Origin of the sequence: Leptolyngbya sp. PL-A3 (genome assembly GCF_039962325.1) — a bacterium.
Lineage (GTDB): Bacteria > Cyanobacteriota > Cyanobacteriia > Elainellales > Elainellaceae > Vacuolonema.
In genome coordinates this window covers 1-16314 of the sequence record NZ_JAMPLB010000074.1, presented here as the reverse complement: position 1 = coordinate 16314, position 16314 = coordinate 1, and the positions used below count along the sequence as shown (strand labels likewise).

The 16314-nt window shown below is 47.7% G+C and carries 16 protein-coding genes and 3 pseudogenes; 14 read left to right on the top strand and 5 right to left on the bottom strand.

Annotated features, from left to right (window positions below; genetic code table 11):
* Positions 1-167 precede the first annotated feature (167 nt).
* The 4 genes and pseudogenes from NDI52_RS29810 to NDI52_RS29795 form a co-directional block, all read left to right on the top strand.
* Complete coding sequence (locus NDI52_RS29810) at positions 168-1679, top strand: relaxase/mobilization nuclease domain-containing protein (protein WP_348256869.1); 1512 nt, start codon at positions 168-170, stop codon at positions 1677-1679.
* 214 nt (positions 1680-1893) lie between these two features.
* Positions 1894-2088, top strand: a complete 195-nt coding sequence (locus tag NDI52_RS29805) for a hypothetical protein (protein WP_348256868.1) — start codon at positions 1894-1896, stop codon at positions 2086-2088.
* Between the two features lie 91 nt (positions 2089-2179).
* Complete coding sequence (locus NDI52_RS29800) at positions 2180-2302, top strand: hypothetical protein (RefSeq protein ID WP_277874865.1); 123 nt, start codon at positions 2180-2182, stop codon at positions 2300-2302.
* 30 nt (positions 2303-2332) lie between these two features.
* Positions 2333-2809, top strand: a pseudogene (locus NDI52_RS29795) (phosphodiester glycosidase family protein); the annotation flags it as partial.
* A gap of 236 nt (positions 2810-3045) precedes the next feature.
* On the opposite strand, the gene NDI52_RS29790 reads toward NDI52_RS29795, so the two are convergent.
* Positions 3046-3567: a type I restriction endonuclease subunit R gene (locus tag NDI52_RS29790; RefSeq protein WP_348256867.1), complete on the bottom strand. Its 522-nt coding sequence runs from the start codon at positions 3565-3567 to the stop codon at positions 3046-3048.
* A 46-nt stretch (positions 3568-3613) separates the two neighbouring features.
* On the opposite strand from NDI52_RS29790, the pseudogene NDI52_RS29785 reads away from it, so the two are divergent.
* Positions 3614-3922: pseudogene (locus NDI52_RS29785) on the top strand (Uma2 family endonuclease); the annotation flags it as partial.
* Positions 3923-4232: 310 nt separating this feature from the next.
* Here NDI52_RS29785 and NDI52_RS29780 read toward each other — a convergent pair.
* Positions 4233-4457: pseudogene (locus tag NDI52_RS29780) on the bottom strand (transposase); the annotation flags it as partial.
* A 287-nt stretch (positions 4458-4744) separates the two neighbouring features.
* On the opposite strand from NDI52_RS29780, the gene NDI52_RS29775 reads away from it, so the two are divergent.
* The 5 genes from NDI52_RS29775 to NDI52_RS29755 all read left to right on the top strand — a co-directional run bounded on the left by NDI52_RS29775 (position 4745) and on the right by NDI52_RS29755 (position 7507).
* Complete coding sequence (locus tag NDI52_RS29775) at positions 4745-5374, top strand: hypothetical protein (protein WP_190773882.1); 630 nt, start codon at positions 4745-4747, stop codon at positions 5372-5374.
* Between the two features lie 135 nt (positions 5375-5509).
* Positions 5510-5818, top strand: coding sequence for an HNH endonuclease signature motif containing protein (locus NDI52_RS29770; protein WP_190773881.1), 309 nt, complete (start codon positions 5510-5512; stop codon positions 5816-5818).
* Between the two features lie 6 nt (positions 5819-5824).
* Complete coding sequence (locus NDI52_RS29765; RefSeq protein WP_348256866.1) at positions 5825-6508, top strand: exonuclease; 684 nt, start codon at positions 5825-5827, stop codon at positions 6506-6508.
* Between the two features lie 96 nt (positions 6509-6604).
* Positions 6605-7015, top strand: coding sequence for a hypothetical protein (locus NDI52_RS29760; RefSeq protein ID WP_348256865.1), 411 nt, complete (start codon positions 6605-6607; stop codon positions 7013-7015).
* A gap of 219 nt (positions 7016-7234) precedes the next feature.
* Positions 7235-7507 (top strand): hypothetical protein, encoded by a 273-nt coding sequence (locus NDI52_RS29755; protein WP_348256864.1) that lies wholly within the window; start codon positions 7235-7237, stop codon positions 7505-7507.
* A 637-nt stretch (positions 7508-8144) separates the two neighbouring features.
* Here the strand turns inward: NDI52_RS29755 and NDI52_RS29750 are convergent.
* Both NDI52_RS29750 and NDI52_RS29745 read right to left on the bottom strand, forming a co-directional pair.
* Positions 8145-9419, bottom strand: coding sequence for a HAMP domain-containing sensor histidine kinase (locus NDI52_RS29750; protein ID WP_348256863.1), 1275 nt, complete (start codon positions 9417-9419; stop codon positions 8145-8147).
* 36 nt (positions 9420-9455) lie between these two features.
* Entirely contained in the window at positions 9456-10133 is a 678-nt protein-coding gene (locus tag NDI52_RS29745; RefSeq protein WP_348256862.1) for a response regulator transcription factor, read from the bottom strand.
* A gap of 147 nt (positions 10134-10280) precedes the next feature.
* Between NDI52_RS29745 and NDI52_RS29740 the strand changes: the two genes are divergently transcribed.
* A complete protein-coding gene (locus tag NDI52_RS29740; RefSeq protein WP_190773875.1) occupies positions 10281-10658 on the top strand; it encodes a hypothetical protein in 378 nt (125 codons plus the stop codon).
* Between the two features lie 8 nt (positions 10659-10666).
* Here NDI52_RS29740 and NDI52_RS29735 read toward each other — a convergent pair whose 3' ends face one another.
* A complete protein-coding gene (locus NDI52_RS29735; protein ID WP_348256861.1) occupies positions 10667-11389 on the bottom strand; it encodes a bacteriorhodopsin in 723 nt (240 codons plus the stop codon).
* A gap of 167 nt (positions 11390-11556) precedes the next feature.
* Here NDI52_RS29735 and NDI52_RS29730 point away from each other — a divergent pair, with 167 nt between their 5' ends.
* The 3 genes from NDI52_RS29730 to NDI52_RS29720 form a co-directional block, all read left to right on the top strand.
* The gene (locus NDI52_RS29730; protein WP_348256860.1) at positions 11557-14271 is read left to right on the top strand and encodes a cation-transporting P-type ATPase; all 2715 of its coding nucleotides are present in this window, start codon (positions 11557-11559) and stop codon (positions 14269-14271) included.
* 15 nt (positions 14272-14286) lie between these two features.
* The gene (locus NDI52_RS29725) at positions 14287-14871 is read left to right on the top strand and encodes a hypothetical protein (RefSeq protein WP_190773872.1); all 585 of its coding nucleotides are present in this window, start codon (positions 14287-14289) and stop codon (positions 14869-14871) included.
* Positions 14872-15600: 729 nt separating this feature from the next.
* On the top strand, positions 15601-16314 hold a 714-nt coding region (locus tag NDI52_RS29720), incomplete at its 3' end, for an ABC transporter substrate-binding protein (protein ID WP_348256859.1).

Sequence of the window (16314 nt, the reverse complement as noted above, 5' to 3'; positions counted from 1 at the left end):
GCGTGGGAGCCTATATCTTATGCTCATGTAATAGCTACTCGCTATTACATGAACATGAAAAAAGATAGCCTGCCTTTTAGGCTATTTCTGTTAGCGTGCATTACTCAAAGTACGTTGCAGTATTCACGAAAATACATGTCCTAAAACAGAAAAGCCCTTCTGGAACGATGCCTATCTTAGTTCACACAAAACCTCGCAATGTATATAAAGCACTCAAGTATGCAATCAGTAAGCCAGGTGCCATCATCATTGCGCAAACCTTAGCATCCAATGCCGTTTCTGCCCTTGCTCATGAAATACTTTTAGTCTCTTATCTAAACCGGGATGTTAAGCGGCTACTTTACCATGGCAAGCTAGCCGTCGAGATAGGTATGTCACTTCCCTTTGAAATGTGGGAAGTCGTCATTATTGATCTCAGTGATGGCATAGGCTACGAGGAACACCCCTACATTCTGCCCCTACACACAGACCAAGAGCATGAGCATGTCCATCTTTTATGGCCCCGATTGAATGAGGAGGGAATATGCATCTGCGATAGTTGGGATTACTACAAAGCACAAAAGGTACTGCGGGAAATTTCGAAACGTTATGGTCTTCCTGAGCTTAAATTTAGTTGGGAAGTTATTGAAAATGCCCCTACCTTTGCCGAAGTTTACCGCGCCGACCAGCAGCAGGCAGAATACGAGCAGGGATTGCGCGATCGCCTACCAGATTTGTCAGTACGCCAGCAACTCTTAGCCACCATTAAAGAAAGTGCGGCTGACCAACCACGTTTACCGGAATTCATCCAACGATTGCAGCAGGAAGGGATTGAGGTCCGAGTAGACTTAAGCCGCCCTGGTATCAGTTTTAAATTGCACGGCGTAAAATTTCGAGGTAGCAGTCTGGGTCGAGGATTTTCGTTTCATGGACTGCACAAACACTTTGGAGTTAAGTACGACAGTGAGCAGGATGATGAGTTGATCACAAGCTTGATGGAGCGCCCCTTTGCCGTAATTGAGACAAGCCCTGAACTATATACGCCCTCAAGCAATGCATTATTGGAATTGCCAACTGACAGCCATCATTCTTATGAGGCTAATGAAGGATCTGACGTTGAATGGGAAACTGTACAAACTTTGATGGCCCCATACCAGTTCCATCTGGAATTCATCCGTCAATTGTACGAAGATGGTTTAATTGCAATGAGTAAGAAGAAACAGCTCGCCTTTGGTACACGTACTTTAGACGGATCTGATGAAGGTATCGTCGGCCTGAATGCAAATGGTGAATTTGAGAACTTTGATTCGCCAGGAAATCCTCAGAGTAATTTCTGGCTGGCTCGCAGTGAGCAAATAGACCGATTAGTGATTGTTGATAATCCCTTGGAGGCGATCGCTACTTATCTCATGGAGGCAGATAGCCCAACAGTTCAGGGAGCAGTGTATTTGGCGGTGAGCAATTCTGAAGGGATACCTGTGGACTGGCTCGATGAAATTGAGGTCGTGCGCCTATCCGTTACTTGCACGCAGGAGGTGCAAAACCAGGTTCAGGCTCTTGTCCCAAGGAGTCAAAAAATTGATCCAGGGCATGCCGAAGGCTGGGTGGGACGATGGAAAGTACAACAGGAGGAAGGCCAGCGGGAAAAGCAAATCCTTCCCGACCTCAATTCATCTTACAAGGCAGAAATCGAGCTTTAACATATACGCTTTGTAGGACATGGAAAAGTGTGAGGGCTTTGTCCTCACACTTTTCCATGTCCTAACCAGGATGACCTTGCCATCCCTCCTCAGTTTCCATTTACTTCCACTTATAGGAGCAAAAGTCTCTACTGCTGGTTATTATCGCTTGAGGGGAGTAAAATCTAATGATAATACTTCTTGCTCTCTTGTTCCTTAAGCCAATAAGAAAGTCATGGCTTCTTTTCAACCATGGAGCTACTCCAGCAAACTCTCCAGGCGATCGCTCCTTGTTGGGGGAACAGCATTAACCGCTGGCCTTCTCACTCAAGCCCAACGGGGACGTGCTCAAACTGGATCGGCTCAGCCTGTTCAAACAACACGGCGAACATTACGGGGGATCTCGTTCATCAGTCAACCATTGATTTAACGCATCCTCGCTCATCACAATCGGATTAGCTAACAATGCTCCCCAGGCGAATAGCTCTGAACGATCCTATGGCGATGAACCGTTTCCACAAATGGTGAGACGGTTGCAAGCTGCGGTTGTGGCCAATGGTACGTTTTTCAATACGGCTGCTGCTCACCGGGAGGTCATGGGCAATATGGTGGCGGGTGGTCGATTTCTTCGCTATCGCGGCTGAGAAACCCGTGGCACGACCTTCAGCTTAAAGCAGGGCAATCAACCGGAAATGATTACCCCCAATGTCGAGAGCATCCCTCGCCCGTGGGAACAATACTGGTTTTCGATCACCTGTGGTCCTCGACTCTTAAATGCTGGACAAATTGCAATCGATGCTCGTGCTGAAGGCTTTACCGTTTCTCATCTGGTCAATCCTCAAACCCCTGCTGACCGCTCTGCCATTGGATTTTCAGAGGATGGCACGACCCTGTACATGACAACCTTTATCACCAGTGTTTCGTTGCGGCAGGCGGCTGAAGTCCTGCGCGAGATCGGAGCCTATCAGGCTATGAACCTGGATGGGGGTGCATCGGTCGCTCTGGCTTCACGAGGTAATATCTTGTATCCAGCAGGGCGCAATTTTACCAATGTAATTGCTGTTTATGACAGCGGGAGTCCTGCTCCTGGCGAACTACAAGAGGCTTGGCAGCAATTTCAACAGGGCGAGCTTTACCCGGAATTACCATAAGCAGTTGTGCTTTTCAAAGGAAGGAGATCTTTCGCTGATCCCTTGTAGGAGAAGCAAGCAACGAAAAATTGGTTCGTGCTTCCAGTTCTGGGAAAAATCAAAAAGTAACGTGATAAATTTCCCAGAACCTGTGGATGTTCTAGCTCAAGCACGAAGAATGCCCTCAAGTCCCATACTGCCGGGAAACAGTCTTTGCATTCCTTTTCAAGCAAGCTGAGACAAGAAAACAGATTAACTTATGATGATGGTGCTTGCACCAGAGAAATAAGTTGTTTCAGAATTTGGATCACGGTATGAAACTGGTTATCACGGCGGGTTGAGAGGGTGAATTTATCTGAAATATTATACTCTCGCGTTTGTGGGTTCAATTTGACAAAGAGGTAGTCCTCAACCGTTGTAATCAGTCCGTACGAAGCATTTCCATCTTCTGGATTTGCGATCATATACGACAGGGTTTGCGGTAGAGCTTGCATCACGCTGAAGCCGTAGCGTTTTGTCTCTAGAAGAATAAACCACAGTCGATTTTGCAGGACCAAAACATCAATCAGTCCATCCAGGATCTGATCTTTGTCTTCAATTTCAATAGAGACGTACTTTTCCCCCTTCATTAGGTAGGGCGGGTCATATAGCCCTAATAGTTCCAGGATGGGAGCCACCATGATCAAATTCACGGTACTTTCGGTAATAGCCCCTTCGGCCTGGTAGTACTGGTAACGGGTTCGCAGGCGATCGCACGCATTCATTTCCTGAAGTGTCAAATCAGGAAATTGATCGAGCCATTCTGGAAAGAAACTTCGAGTAGGTGCTTCTTGGGTGAGAAGAGATCGTTGGCAAGCACTGACGCAGGAAGAACAGGAGAGATTTGTTCCGCTCTGTCCAGATTTTGTTGTTGAGTTGCGATCGCAGACGGATAGTCTCAAGGGTCTGCGTGAGAAGATGCAGGAGTATAGGGATAATGGGGCACAGTTAGGTTGGCTGATTGATCCTCAAAATAAGCGAGTAGAAGTTTACCGTTCAGGTAAGGACGCTGAGGTGCTAGACAACCCAACTACGGTATCGGGTGAAGCCGTTTTGCCCGGATTTACGCTCTCATTGAAACACATTTGGACTTAGCGATCGCCCCGGAAACTTCACGTAACGCGATCGCCCTTCTCCTATCAACCGCGATCGTCTCCCTCCTATCGTTCCACTTCCAAAACAGCGCTCGCTTTCCAAGCATCACATTTCTCAAGATACCTGTGAAGAATATGGGGTATATCTTGTCAGGGAATAGTCTTTACGTTTTTGAAAGACTGGAAACGGAGTGTGAGTAAAGACTCTAACTCTTGTTTGTGAAGCGTATGACACTGCTCCAGACAACCGAGGATCGATCGTTTGAACACATAGAAGTCAGGCTAATAGACGGAGTACAAACATTATTTTTGACAAACTTCCATAACCGCTCAATCAAATTCAAATTAGGCGAGTAAGCTGGCAAGTAAAGCAGTTCAATGTTTAACGATTGCATTAACTCCATCACCAATACACACTTTTGATATCGCGTATTGTCCAGCACCAACGTGTTCGGGATACTCAACTCCAATGCTGCAAGTTTATGCAATAACTCGCAGACACTTGAGCAATCTCCCAATGGAGATATCCTTGGCACTTGAGGTACAGCGCTTCCACTTTTCGTTGCAGACGAGGGTGAGGATGATGAAAGCGTTCGTAATGCAGTTGTTCAATCTCTTCGTTTGTGAAGCTGAGTTGGATCAAGGTAATGATTGAGACTAGAGTTTTCTCCTATTTTCACTCCTTCACAAAGAAGAATCTATGTCCCGGCAAAGTATAGCCATCGCTCAGCCAATGTCAGAGTGACATCAGTTACTTGCCTTAACTGTGAACATAGACGTGTAATGGGTTCAGGCAATACGCTTGTTCTTCAACATTTACTCCATGACATCACGAACTTCCGTCATTGGCAATTTACTTTCTGCTCAAGTTTCTATCCAAGGCACCCGTTTATTGTTGTGGCATCATTTTGGAATTGATGCCATTCCTCTTCAAAAAGAGGAAACCGAAGGCGTTGCGGGTCATAATCCTGGGGAATGGCGCAGAACCGTCTTGATGCTTCCCAGTCGTCAGCTATTTATCTATAACACCTACGTGTTCAGTTGCATTCGAGCAGCAGCCCCCTTTATTAAACGGGGTAAGTCATTACAACTCGCTGTTTCAGCAACACTTCAAGTAGAAGAAGAAATTATTCCTATTACCGATCGCTTTGTGCCTAAAAAGCCAGATCTTATTGAACGGGGTCAAGCAGTTGGGGAATTACCTCCTGTATTTGTCCATATCCAGGGTGTTAAAAATCCTTCCACCGGACGGCGCAATATTCGTTATCGAGTAGCTGCTGCTCCTGGTTGGACTTGCCAGTTTACTTTGCAGTGGGACAAAACTGTCGTTTCCCGTGAGGAAATGGAGGCTCTATGCCTAAGTGCAGGTCAATTGATCGGCCTTGGAGATGGCCGCACCATTGGATTTGGACGATTTGATGTGAAGTCCTTTGTCGTGGCTGACACGTCTTAGGAGGTGTCAGTTCACCCACACCCTGAGTGTGGGGCCCACAGGGTAAGGCAGGCGGGATACGTTGGGACCCCCTATGGCAAGGTTAGTTGGGGTGTGGCCAGGTCCGGCAAGGTCCGATACGACAGGGATTCAACAATGCGAAGGAAACGGCAGTCAAAACCAATTTGGCAACAAACTCGAAAACGAATTTGGCGGCGCGATCGCGGTAAATGCCAGGGACCTTACTGCGAGGATAAACCGCTCGGCTCGTTGCCCCTTCGTCACGCACACATCGATCACATCAAGGAATTGCGGTACGGGGGAACTAACGCAGACTCCAATTTGCGTACACTCTGCCGCTTTTGCCACACCCTAAGGGCGAATAAATCGCATCAGGGCATGATTGCTCAAGCATTACGTGATGGTGTAATTCCCCCTCATTGGCGATCGCTTGTATGGGAGTAAAAACCCATGAAACTCACTCGATACCCACCTCGCTTTGAATGGCGCGATCGCCAATGTTATTACCTTGATCCACACGGGGGGCTACTAACCCCTGTTAGTGCGATTTTAAGTGCAACTAAAACACTACAGGAATGGGCACAACTGAAAGCATGGCGAGAGAGAGTGGGTGAGGCGGAAGCAACTCGCATTTGCCGGGAGTCTACTACACGGGGCAAAGAACTTCACAGACGGATTGAACGCTACTTGTTGAAGCGATCGCTTCCCCCTTGCCCTGAATCCCTGGTTCCGTGGCGAGATAGCATCGCACCTGTATTAAAGGAATTACATCATGTTCACTTAGTCGAGGGAGCCGTATTCCATCACGGTCAAGGATATGCAGGGACAGTAGATGCGATCGCCGAATATGAGCAACAGGGCTTATGCCTATTCGATTGGAAAACGGCGACGAGTTTACGCAAAGAGGAATGGATCAGGGGCTATAAACTCCAGGTCGCTGCCCTCTGGGGTGCGATTCAAGCTACCTATGGCCTCACCTTGGAAAAGGCAGCCATTGTGGTTGCACTGCCTCAACAGGAGGCTCAGTTATTTTGGCTAGATCTTATAGCCATCCAAGATCTGTGGCTGGAGTGGGAAGCGAAGATCCAGCAGTGGAGAGAGAACACAGAAAACGCTGTCCGAGAGAATTTGTAATCTACGCCTACCACTGACTACTAAGGGAGCGACGGCAGTCATATTGAAGGCTAATCCAAGCGGAGTTTTCGAGAATTCTTTTCTGTTGAGTTCAATATGCAGGTAGTAGCACTCAAAATTCAAGTCTATCGCTTGTGGAAGAACTATCTCACCTATTATGAATCCGTACTCGTGCTACCAGACCAATTTAAAGTGGACATTCGGAAGGAGTTTGGTGACCTGCGACGGCACAGTACCTGGGAAAAGGCATTTTGCCGCTACTCCGCATTGCATTCCCGTATTGGATTACTTGATGCCGATCGCCTCATCCGTATTGATTTCAACTTCACTCCAGATCGGAATGATTACATTTATCGGCATCAAATTTTTGATGAATGGCTTTCTCTCCCTGAAGGCCCAGATCTAATCAAAACAGGATTAGAAATTTTATCCCGAAAATACACACAGGAGCCGAGGGAAAAATTAAGTGGATTTTTGAAACTAATTCAAGAACGGCAAACCCCTTAAAACTCTTCAGGCAAACCAGCAAGAGCCTGGCAGCAGAACCCTTGACTTATCGTCATTAGGGTAACTCCCTCATCTCCATAAAGTACTACTAATTTTGCTTAGAGAGTATATTAGGACTAATTGGCCTAAACCATTCCCTAAAACTACCAATCGATTAGCTTGAGGCTCCAATCAAAATCCGCTACTCTGAAATAAAACTGATGTACTGGAAAAAGAGCAATGTCCAAGAGTAATTCAGGTTGCTATGTGCTAGATCGAGAGGAACTATTCCGCATTCGTGACCTGAAACTATTGACAAGCGATCGCGACTATATCTTTTTTGCCCTCCAGCTTGATTTTCCTGGCAAACTGAACCCTAAAATCGACGTTGATGCCTTTTGCGATCGTTGGGAACTGGATGAAGGCGACCTCTACAAAGCCCTGGGTGAGTTACGGAAAAAGGGCGTAGTCGTTTCGATCGCAAGCCAAATCAGTCTTCAAATGCCGTCTTAGTGGCGTTTATGCTGCCAAAATGCAATTGATCGACTTAGGGAATAGAAGTGCCTCAAAACACTTCAAATATTCCCTAAACCTAGTCGGATTTCAATAATGGGCTGTGTCGGGCTGGGTAAGTCGTCTTCGTGATTACCATGCTGATTGCGATATTCTTTCATCTCAAAAAAGATGGTTTGCATATTCCACCGTTGGAAATGGCTTCCCTATATGCCCTCTGATTTAGTTCTTCTTGACCAATGGCGGTGGTTTGTTCTCCCTCAATACAGCGATCGCAGGCTGGTTGGGGAGATTCACGTTTCCGTAAGGTAGTCAATGGGAATTAGTATCAGCAGTTGATGGATCGAAGCTGTATTTCCGAATCAGGCACCAAGAGCGATGTTCTTCAGACAGGTTCCGCTGCCAGGAGCCATTGGTGCTCATGCAATCGCTGCCACGCTTGCTTAACGTGTTATGGATTAAAAGATTTTCGTTGCCCTAGCTGCCACTCCTCAACCGCAGCGATCGCTCGTTCGACATTCGTCGCTACCTGCGGATCTGCTTGCATCACCTAATGGGCGATCGCCAGCACTTCCAAACTATAAGGACTCTCATAGCCTTCGATCAGCCGAGTAACTCGGCCAAAAAGTGCTTATTGTTAAGGTTTCAGGGGGAGTTCGATTTGAAATGTTGAACCTTGACCGACGACGCTCGCTACATGGATACGCCCACCGTGAGCCTGAACAATTTGCTGAACGATCGCAAGCCCCAGTCCAAAGCCACCACTATCAAGTGATCTCGCCGTATCAACCCGGTAAAAGCGATCGAAGATATAGGGTAAGTCCGCTTCTGGAATGCCGATTCCGGTATCGCTGACTTGAACCACAGTCCAACCTGAATGAGGAATGAGTCGTAACAGTACTGATCCACCTGGAGACGTGTATTTACAAGCATTATTGAGCAAATTTTCAATCACTTGCCTCAGCAAATCTGGATCAGCCCAGACCTGAATTACTTGTTCTGGCTGCTCATAGTTGAGCTGAATGCCCCGTTCTTCTGCCAGTCTTCTAAATTGGGGAACGATATCCTCTAGAAATTGATTGAGGGTGAGCAGCTTGAGAAACTCGGGAGCGAGCCTTCCCTGGTGACGGGCCAGGAGCAACAGATTATTCACCAGAGAACCCATTGATTTAGAACTCTCTACGATATTTTCGAGTGGTGTTTGGAACCGAGAATCATCATATGCCAGCATCAACCCGACCTGAGCATTGGTCAAGATGGCGGAAAGGGGCGATCGCAACTCGTGGGAGGCATCGGCTGTAAAGCGTTGAAGTTGTTGATAAGATCGCCGAATTGGCTGCATGGCAATGCCACTCAGTAGCCAACCCGTTAAACCAATTAACCCCAATGTGATCGGCACTGCTAGGGTTAATGCAAGCTGAAGCTGTTGCAAGTCATTGTGGGTTTCTGTCAAGGGTGTTGCAACTTGCAAGTAGCCCAGTGTCCCCGTTCGCCCCTCAACGGGTAGCGTAATCTGGCGCAACCACTGATGTTGCTGTAACAGGGGATCAGTAGGCTGAATCGTTTGATAACCCGGGGGAGTATTGAGTTGATTAGCAGGAGCGACCCCAAAAAAACGAACCAAGCGTCCTTGGGCGTTATACCAACGTACATAGATCAAATCTTCGGCGAGTGGGTGAGAACCACTCCCTAGTAGAGGAAGACTAGTTAAATCAACCGTAGTTTGATTCTGGCGAACATCGTAATGAACACTCGCCGCCATAATTCGAGTTTTGTCGAGCAGCAGGCGATCGAGCGCCTCTCGTTTGTCTTGCACCTCAATCTGGTAAATGACGCCTGCAAACAGCACCAGAATGCTACCCATCGAGAGGGTAAACCATCGGGCTAGATTGCGGCGACTCTGATTAAACACATTCTGCTGCGAATAAGACTGTGATTCCGGTAAGGATTAATTCTCAGGCGGAGATAGTCGATACCCCATTCCATAAATACTCTCAACCCAATCACTGGCTTCTACAGCCTGTAAACGTTGACGAAGTTTACGCACTAAAACGGTCATAGCATTGCTGTCTGGCTCGGTTCCCCATTCCCATACGGCTTGCTCAATCTGATCACGAGTCAAAACCTGTCGAGGATGGCGCATAAAGTGTTCTAGCAACTGAAACTCGCGGCTGGAAAGGGTGACAGATTTACCCCGTCTTTCTACTGTCAGCGAGTCAAGGTGGAGGGAAAGATCCTCTACATTCAGCGTATCTCCGACCCATAGAGGCGAGCGCCGCCTCAACGCCCGGACTCGTGCCATGAACTCGACTAAATCAATTGGTTTTACTAAATAGTCGTCGGCTCCCGCATCTAACCCCATCACTTTTTCAAGCGTTGTATCTCTTGCGGTAATCATCAAAACGGGAGCCGTCTTCCCTAGAGTCCGGTAATGCTGACAAAGATCTACTCCACTGATGTATGGCAGCATCCAGTCCAGGACCAAAAGATCATAGTCCTTCTCAGATAAAAGCCACTGAGCCGTTTTTCCGTCTTTGACACCATCCACACTATGTCCTGCCTGAGACAACGCAATCTGAAGTGGAAGTAGTTGTTTCGGATCGTCCTCGACTAGCAATACCTTCATGTTCCCGCTCAGCCTTCTGATGGCTTGCAGTTCTAGCATTGAATTTTGAGATAGAATTACACATCTCCTAAAAGCCAGATTTTAAGTCGCAAGCGTCTGTATTACAGTCAGGAAAGACGCGATGAGAATTAGGAACAGCAATCGCAGGTGATTAAACGCTGGTTACAGATATCCGGTGCAGAATTTTGGTTGCCACTGCCATTGGTGGCACTGGCGTTCTGGTTTGGCTCTAGCGTTTTGACGGCTCAAGAATTGCAGCGATCTCAGCCAACTGAAACGAAGCTTCAGGCAGATACTCAGCTTAAAGCCGTTGTGTCTGTGAATATCCTGCTCATTAATGCCGTGATTAACCGAAACCAAAACATGACACAGGTGAAGGTTGAAACAGCCGAATCGGTTGTGAAACGGATGGAACTAGAACTTGCCACAACTAATCCAGAACAACTTGAGGAAGCAATCGCCAACGAACTGCAATTATCGCGGCAAGAAGTGCGACAACTGGTTCGCTATGAAATTATTGAATAACTTTTGACTCAATACGCACTCCGCACAGGAGTAACAGCCGTGTCTACTTTTGAGCGATGCAAACGACGCAGCCCATTTAAGTCCAAGTAACTAAATCCTACTTTAGAGAAGAAGGGAAGCACGCAAAACAAAAAGGTTTCAGCCGTTTGATTGATCCAGCCTAAACCAGGGGGACCGATTAACCAGGCAATTGGGTAGCTAATCCAAAACGCTGTGAAATAGGTTGCGAGCCTGGTATAAAAGGTGGAAAGTTCCATTCCCTGCCCCCGTGTTTTTGCCCGTAAGGGCACCCAAACTCCCCAAAGAACTACGAGAAACGCCACGACACCGCAGAGATACCAAACAAATCGGGTTTCGTCAGTGGTGGATAAATCTGCAATCAGCCCACTCCCAATCACAATCACTTGAGTCCCCATCAGCGAAGCAATCAACGTCCAGTCTTTGGTCATGTGATGCATCGCCGTCCACGATAACGACAGCAGCAGTAGGGGAGTGGTGACGAACCAATCGATATAGCGGGCGTAATGGGTGATTTGTCCCGCGATCTCAATTTTTCCCTGCCCCATCGCCATTGCTAGATATGCTAGTCCCGACCAGATGGGGATGAAAGTAGCCACTAAATACTCATACTTAGGCACCCCGCGTGGATTGCGGCTCAGCGAGATGAAGTAAAGTGCCCCGATCGCCATCGCCAGAACATAAACCCAGTGGAATGTGGCTTGCCAGTCCATACGCTACTCCCGGTTGCTTGCTTCTTATTTTGAAAGACAAATGTGATCGAAAAGTGAGTTATCAGAATTAGGTGATCACATTTAGTTCACTATTCTCATCGACGCTAGAGGTAATAGGAAACAGTCTTAGGGCTGTCTAATTACTGAGTTTGAGTAGAAAAAACGCAATGGTTGAAGCACTGGCGAAACAATCCACATCGGATCACTGGCACCATTTGCCAGTGAAAGAGGTGGTTCAATCTCTAGGAACTGACCCTGAAACAGGGCTTTCCACACAAGCAGTCAAGGAACGACGCGATCGCTTTGGTGCAAACGAACTGGCTGCCCAGAAAGGTCAGAGTGCCTGGGTGCGTTTTCTCCAGCAGTTCAACCAACCGTTGCTCTACATCCTGCTGGCAGCAGGAATTGTTACCGCTTTTCTGCACGAATGGATTGATGCGGGCGTGATATTCGGGGTCACGATCCTCAATGCCGTGATTGGCTTTATCCAGGAGTCGAAAGCGGAAAATGCGATCGCTGCTCTTGCAGAATCCGTTACCACGGAAGCAACCCTCCTGCGGGATGGGCAAAAACAGGTTATTTCTTCTGGTGAACTGGTGCCAGGAGATTTGGTGCTGCTGTCGTCAGGCGATAAAGTCCCAGCAGATTTGCGTTTGATTGAAGTGTTTGACCTTCAAATCGATGAGTCAGGCTTGACCGGAGAATCTGTTCCCGTTGAAAAGAATCTCACCCCGCTGCCACCCGACACGCCTCTGGCAGAACGGGCAAATATGGCTTACACCGGCAGCTTAGTCACCTTTGGACGGGGTCAGGGATTGGTTGTTGCCACAGGTGAGCGGACTGAAACTGGGCATTTGTCCCAGATGATGCAGCAGAGCCACAGCCTGGAAACCCCTTTAACCCGAAAAATCGATCGCTTTAGTAAGACCCTGCTGTACGTCGTTCTGGCTCTGGCAGCCCTGACCTTCGCAGTCGGAGTTGCCCAGGGTTTTTCCTGGATTGAGGTCTTTAAGGCAGCGGTTGCCCTCGCCGTGAGTGCCATTCCCGAAGGATTACCTGCAATTCTGACCGTCACCCTGGCGATCGGAGTTTCCCAGATGGCAAAACATCACGCCATCATTCGTAAGCTGCCAGCCGTTGAAACCCTGGGCAGTACCACTGTCATTTGTTCCGACAAAACAGGAACACTCACCGAAAACCAAATGACGGTGCAGGAAATCTATGCCGGAGGGAAACTGTATCAGGTTAGCGGCGGCGGTTACGCACCAGAGGGAGAGATCACGCTTAGCGGGCAGCCCATCGATTTAGCCAAAACCCCTGCCCTTTTTGAATGTCTGCAAGCAGGGCTGTTATGCAACGACTCTCAGATTGAGGAGCAAGACGGCAACTGGACTGTGGTAGGCACCCCAACCGAAGGAGCATTGGTGACGGCGGCTCGTAAGGCAGGGCTAACCCCAGAATCTTTGGCAGAAACCCTGCCCCGCAGAGCTACCCTGCCGTTTGAATCTCAGTTTCAGTACATGGCAACCTTGCACGGTCGCAGTTCTAAACAATTAATTTACGTCAAGGGTTCCATTGAGGCGATCCTCAATCGATGCCACCAGATGCTGGATGCTACGGGAAATCCAACCACCCTTGATGCAACTGCAATTGAACGAAGAGTCGATCGCATGGCAAAACGGGGGTTGAGGGTGCTGGCTTTAGCGAGAAAAGCTCCTACCCGTTCCAAATCCTCCGTTGAGCACTCCGACATTGAGCAAGATCTCGTCTTTATTGGACTTCAGGGCATGATTGATCCACCCCGCTCAGAAGCCATTCAAGCCATTCGCTCCTGCCAGTCTGCCGGGATTCAGGTAAAGATGATCACGGGCGATCATGCCAGAACCGCTGCTGCCATTGCTCAACGCATGGGCATCAATCAAACAGCAGATGCCCCCATCTTCACTGGGCGAGAACTGGCGGGTATGAACGAGATGGAACTGACAAACGCCGTTGAACAAAGCAATGTGTTTGCCAGGGTTGCCCCCGAACAAAAACTCCGGTTGGTCAAAGCCCTTCAGTCAAAAGGTGAAATTGTTGCCATGACCGGGGATGGCGTGAATGATGCGCCTGCCCTCAAACAAGCAGACATCGGAACCGCAATGGGAATTACCGGAACCGAAGTCTCGAAAGAAGCGGCAGACATGATTCTGACGAATGACAACTTCGCTTCAATTGAACGAGCCGTTAAAGAGGGGCGCACCGTTTATAAAAATCTGCTGCGGGCGATCGCCTTCATCCTGCCCGTCAACGGGGGCGAATCAATGACGATTTTGATTGCGGTGCTTTTAGCCAGCCCTCTGCCCATCCTCCCAGTGCAAATCCTCTGGCTCAATATGGTGGGTTCGATCGCGCTATCGATTCCATTAGCTTTCGAGCCACCCTCCCCCGATGTGATGCAAGATCCACCTCGTCCGACTAACGAACCACTCCTCTCCCGTCGTCTAATCATCCGCATTCTGACCGTTTCCCTCTTTAACTGGATTGTCATTTTTGGCACCTTTGAATGGGTTATGCGGACAACCGGAAACGAAGCATTGGCGCGAACGATGGCCATTCAGGCATTGGTGGCAGCTGAAGCGTTTTACCTCCTCAGCATCAGTCGCTTTGTCCCAGCCATCATCGCCAAACTACGCGGTCAAACAGAATCCTTTGGTTATGCAGTGCTATACGGCATCGGTGCAGCATTCCTATTCCAGATCTTGTTTAGCCAATGGAATGTGATGAATCAACTCTTTGACACCGCAGCACTGAATTTAAACCAGGCTCTCCTATGCGTTGCGATCGGCTTACCCATGATTGGGTTAGCCACACTACTCAGGCGATTTGTTCCCCTCAAGTGAATCTCCGACACTCCCTTGCATTTAGAAAAATTACCACTGACCCCTTATCGGTTATCAGTCATGAATGCTAACACTATGAAACAAGCCATTGGCGTTTTTCCAAATCAGGAAGTAGTAGAACAAGCACTGTGTGAACTACAAAGCATCAATTTTCCAATGCATCAAATCTCAATCGTGACCCAAAAATCAAATGCGATCGAGGATTCAGCAGATAAAACAGATCAGCTACCTATCACTCGTGTAGAGGGAGCAAAAGCGGGAGCCATCTTAGGCAGTGTAGGAGTTGGCTTCACGACACTAACCATTGGATTGGGAATTTTAGTCGTTCCTGGAGTAGGTCCTGCACTTGCCCTAGATGGCATCTTGACTGCATTTTTAGGCAGTGGTATTGCCTCTGCTGCGGGTGGTTTATACGGTGCATTTTTGGGATGCGTAGACCCTAAAAAGTACATCAAACTTTATAGAGAACAACTTAAACAAGGAGATTACCTGATCATCCTAAAGGCAACGGAAAACCAAATTCTTTCTGTTGAACCCATCCTTCGCCACTGTGGTGTGCGATCGTGGCGAGTCTATGACCTTCCCAAAACTTTGAAGTAATGAAAGCTATTGGGATGTAGAGATTGGGCGAGACTTGTTCATTAAGCAGGAACAATAACGCTGTTTACGATCGAGTCGAAAACCTGGTGTTGTTATCACTATTCCCCCTAAACGTCCTAAATTAAGACAGATTGGCGGTTGGTTCATCGTCCAATTGCTAAGGCAAATGCTCATTGGAAAACGTGAGTGAAACTTGGCGGAGCAATCACCTACTCTTCAAGTTCAACTGCATTCGATGATTACCCTAGGTACCATAGGTTGTCTCCCAGAACCTATATCAACTACTAAGGAGATTTCCAACAATGAAATTACCCCCAGGATGTTGGTGCTTTGCCCGCGAAGCGGGCAAAGCACCAACATCCTGGGTAGATTCTTATGCAGAAACCTCCTAAATTGTTGTAACTTTTGCAAAATTCAGATAGAGACAATAGCACTTTTCGAACCTTTAAAGTAAAACTTCTCGCGGGATAGATGCACAAATCTTGTTTTTAAGCAGCCATCGTAATTGATATTTGATTACTAAACAACACCTAAAGTTGATGATTTTGCTCCATATCTTAAATGAATTGGAAATTTATAGAAAGAGGCACTATTTATCCCTCCCCCCTGCATTGTTGGCTTCCAAAGAGAAATGATATTGTGCAACCTCAGTAAGGCAAGATACTTGCAAAAGGTATAACAACTGCAAGTAAATAGCCTGGTGTATTTACATCTTGGAAGCAGTAACTTATGCGTCTAAGTAACAGATTTTTCTACGCGGTAGGGTTATTATTGCTTGTGCAAACGCTATCAGCATGCACTGGCCCTGCAGATCAAAGAAGCTCTCAACAATCTACATCTTTGACACAACAAGCAGGTTCTGCGGATCAAATTGTGCTGGCAATCGGGGGTGAAAGCGAAGAAGGATATGATCCTACTCTTGGGTGGGGACGTTATGGTTCCCCATTATTTCAAAGTACTTTACTACGACGCAATGAGAACTTGGAATTAGTCAATGACCTTGCGACAGATTACAGCGTTAGTGAGGATCGCAAAGTTTGGACCGTCAGTATTCGTCAAGATGCTGTCTTCTCGGATGGAAAGCCCGTTACTGCTGAAGATGTAGCCTACACGTTCAACAAAGCAGTGGAAAGCGGCGGTTTAACCGATGTAACGGTGTTGGATGAAGCTGTGGTGCTTGACGCTGATACGGTGGAGTTGCGCCTGAAAGAACCTCAAAGTACATTCGTTAACCGTCTGGTTACTCTGGGTATTGTGCCCAAACACGCTCACGGTACCAATTATGCCCGTAACCCCATCGGCTCAGGACCTTATCGCTTGGTGCAGTGGGATGAGGGCCAGCAATTGATTGTAGAAGCCAATCCCACCTACTACGGCGAAGCGCCTGGAATCAAGCGTCTGGTATTTTTATTTGTGGAGGAAGATGCTGCCTTTGCGGCAGCA

What these genes read in the sequence shown, in the direction of transcription:
- NDI52_RS29810 (WP_348256869.1), top strand. Translation starts at nt 168, where the DNA reads ATGCCTATCTTAGTTCACACAAAACCTCGCAATGTATATAAAGCACTC.
- NDI52_RS29805 (WP_348256868.1), top strand. Translation starts at nt 1,894, where the DNA reads ATGGCTTCTTTTCAACCATGGAGCTACTCCAGCAAACTCTCCAGGCGA.
- NDI52_RS29800 (WP_277874865.1), top strand. Translation starts at nt 2,180, where the DNA reads ATGGTGAGACGGTTGCAAGCTGCGGTTGTGGCCAATGGTACGTTTTTC.
- NDI52_RS29775 (WP_190773882.1), top strand. Translation starts at nt 4,745, where the DNA reads ATGACATCACGAACTTCCGTCATTGGCAATTTACTTTCTGCTCAAGTT.
- NDI52_RS29770 (WP_190773881.1), top strand. Translation starts at nt 5,510, where the DNA reads ATGCGAAGGAAACGGCAGTCAAAACCAATTTGGCAACAAACTCGAAAA.
- NDI52_RS29765 (WP_348256866.1), top strand. Translation starts at nt 5,825, where the DNA reads ATGAAACTCACTCGATACCCACCTCGCTTTGAATGGCGCGATCGCCAA.
- NDI52_RS29760 (WP_348256865.1), top strand. Translation starts at nt 6,605, where the DNA reads ATGCAGGTAGTAGCACTCAAAATTCAAGTCTATCGCTTGTGGAAGAAC.
- NDI52_RS29755 (WP_348256864.1), top strand. Translation starts at nt 7,235, where the DNA reads ATGTCCAAGAGTAATTCAGGTTGCTATGTGCTAGATCGAGAGGAACTA.
- NDI52_RS29745 (WP_348256862.1), bottom strand. Translation starts at nt 10,133, where the DNA reads ATGAAGGTATTGCTAGTCGAGGACGATCCGAAACAACTACTTCCACTT.
- NDI52_RS29735 (WP_348256861.1), bottom strand. Translation starts at nt 11,389, where the DNA reads ATGGACTGGCAAGCCACATTCCACTGGGTTTATGTTCTGGCGATGGCG.
- NDI52_RS29730 (WP_348256860.1), top strand. Translation starts at nt 11,557, where the DNA reads ATGGTTGAAGCACTGGCGAAACAATCCACATCGGATCACTGGCACCAT.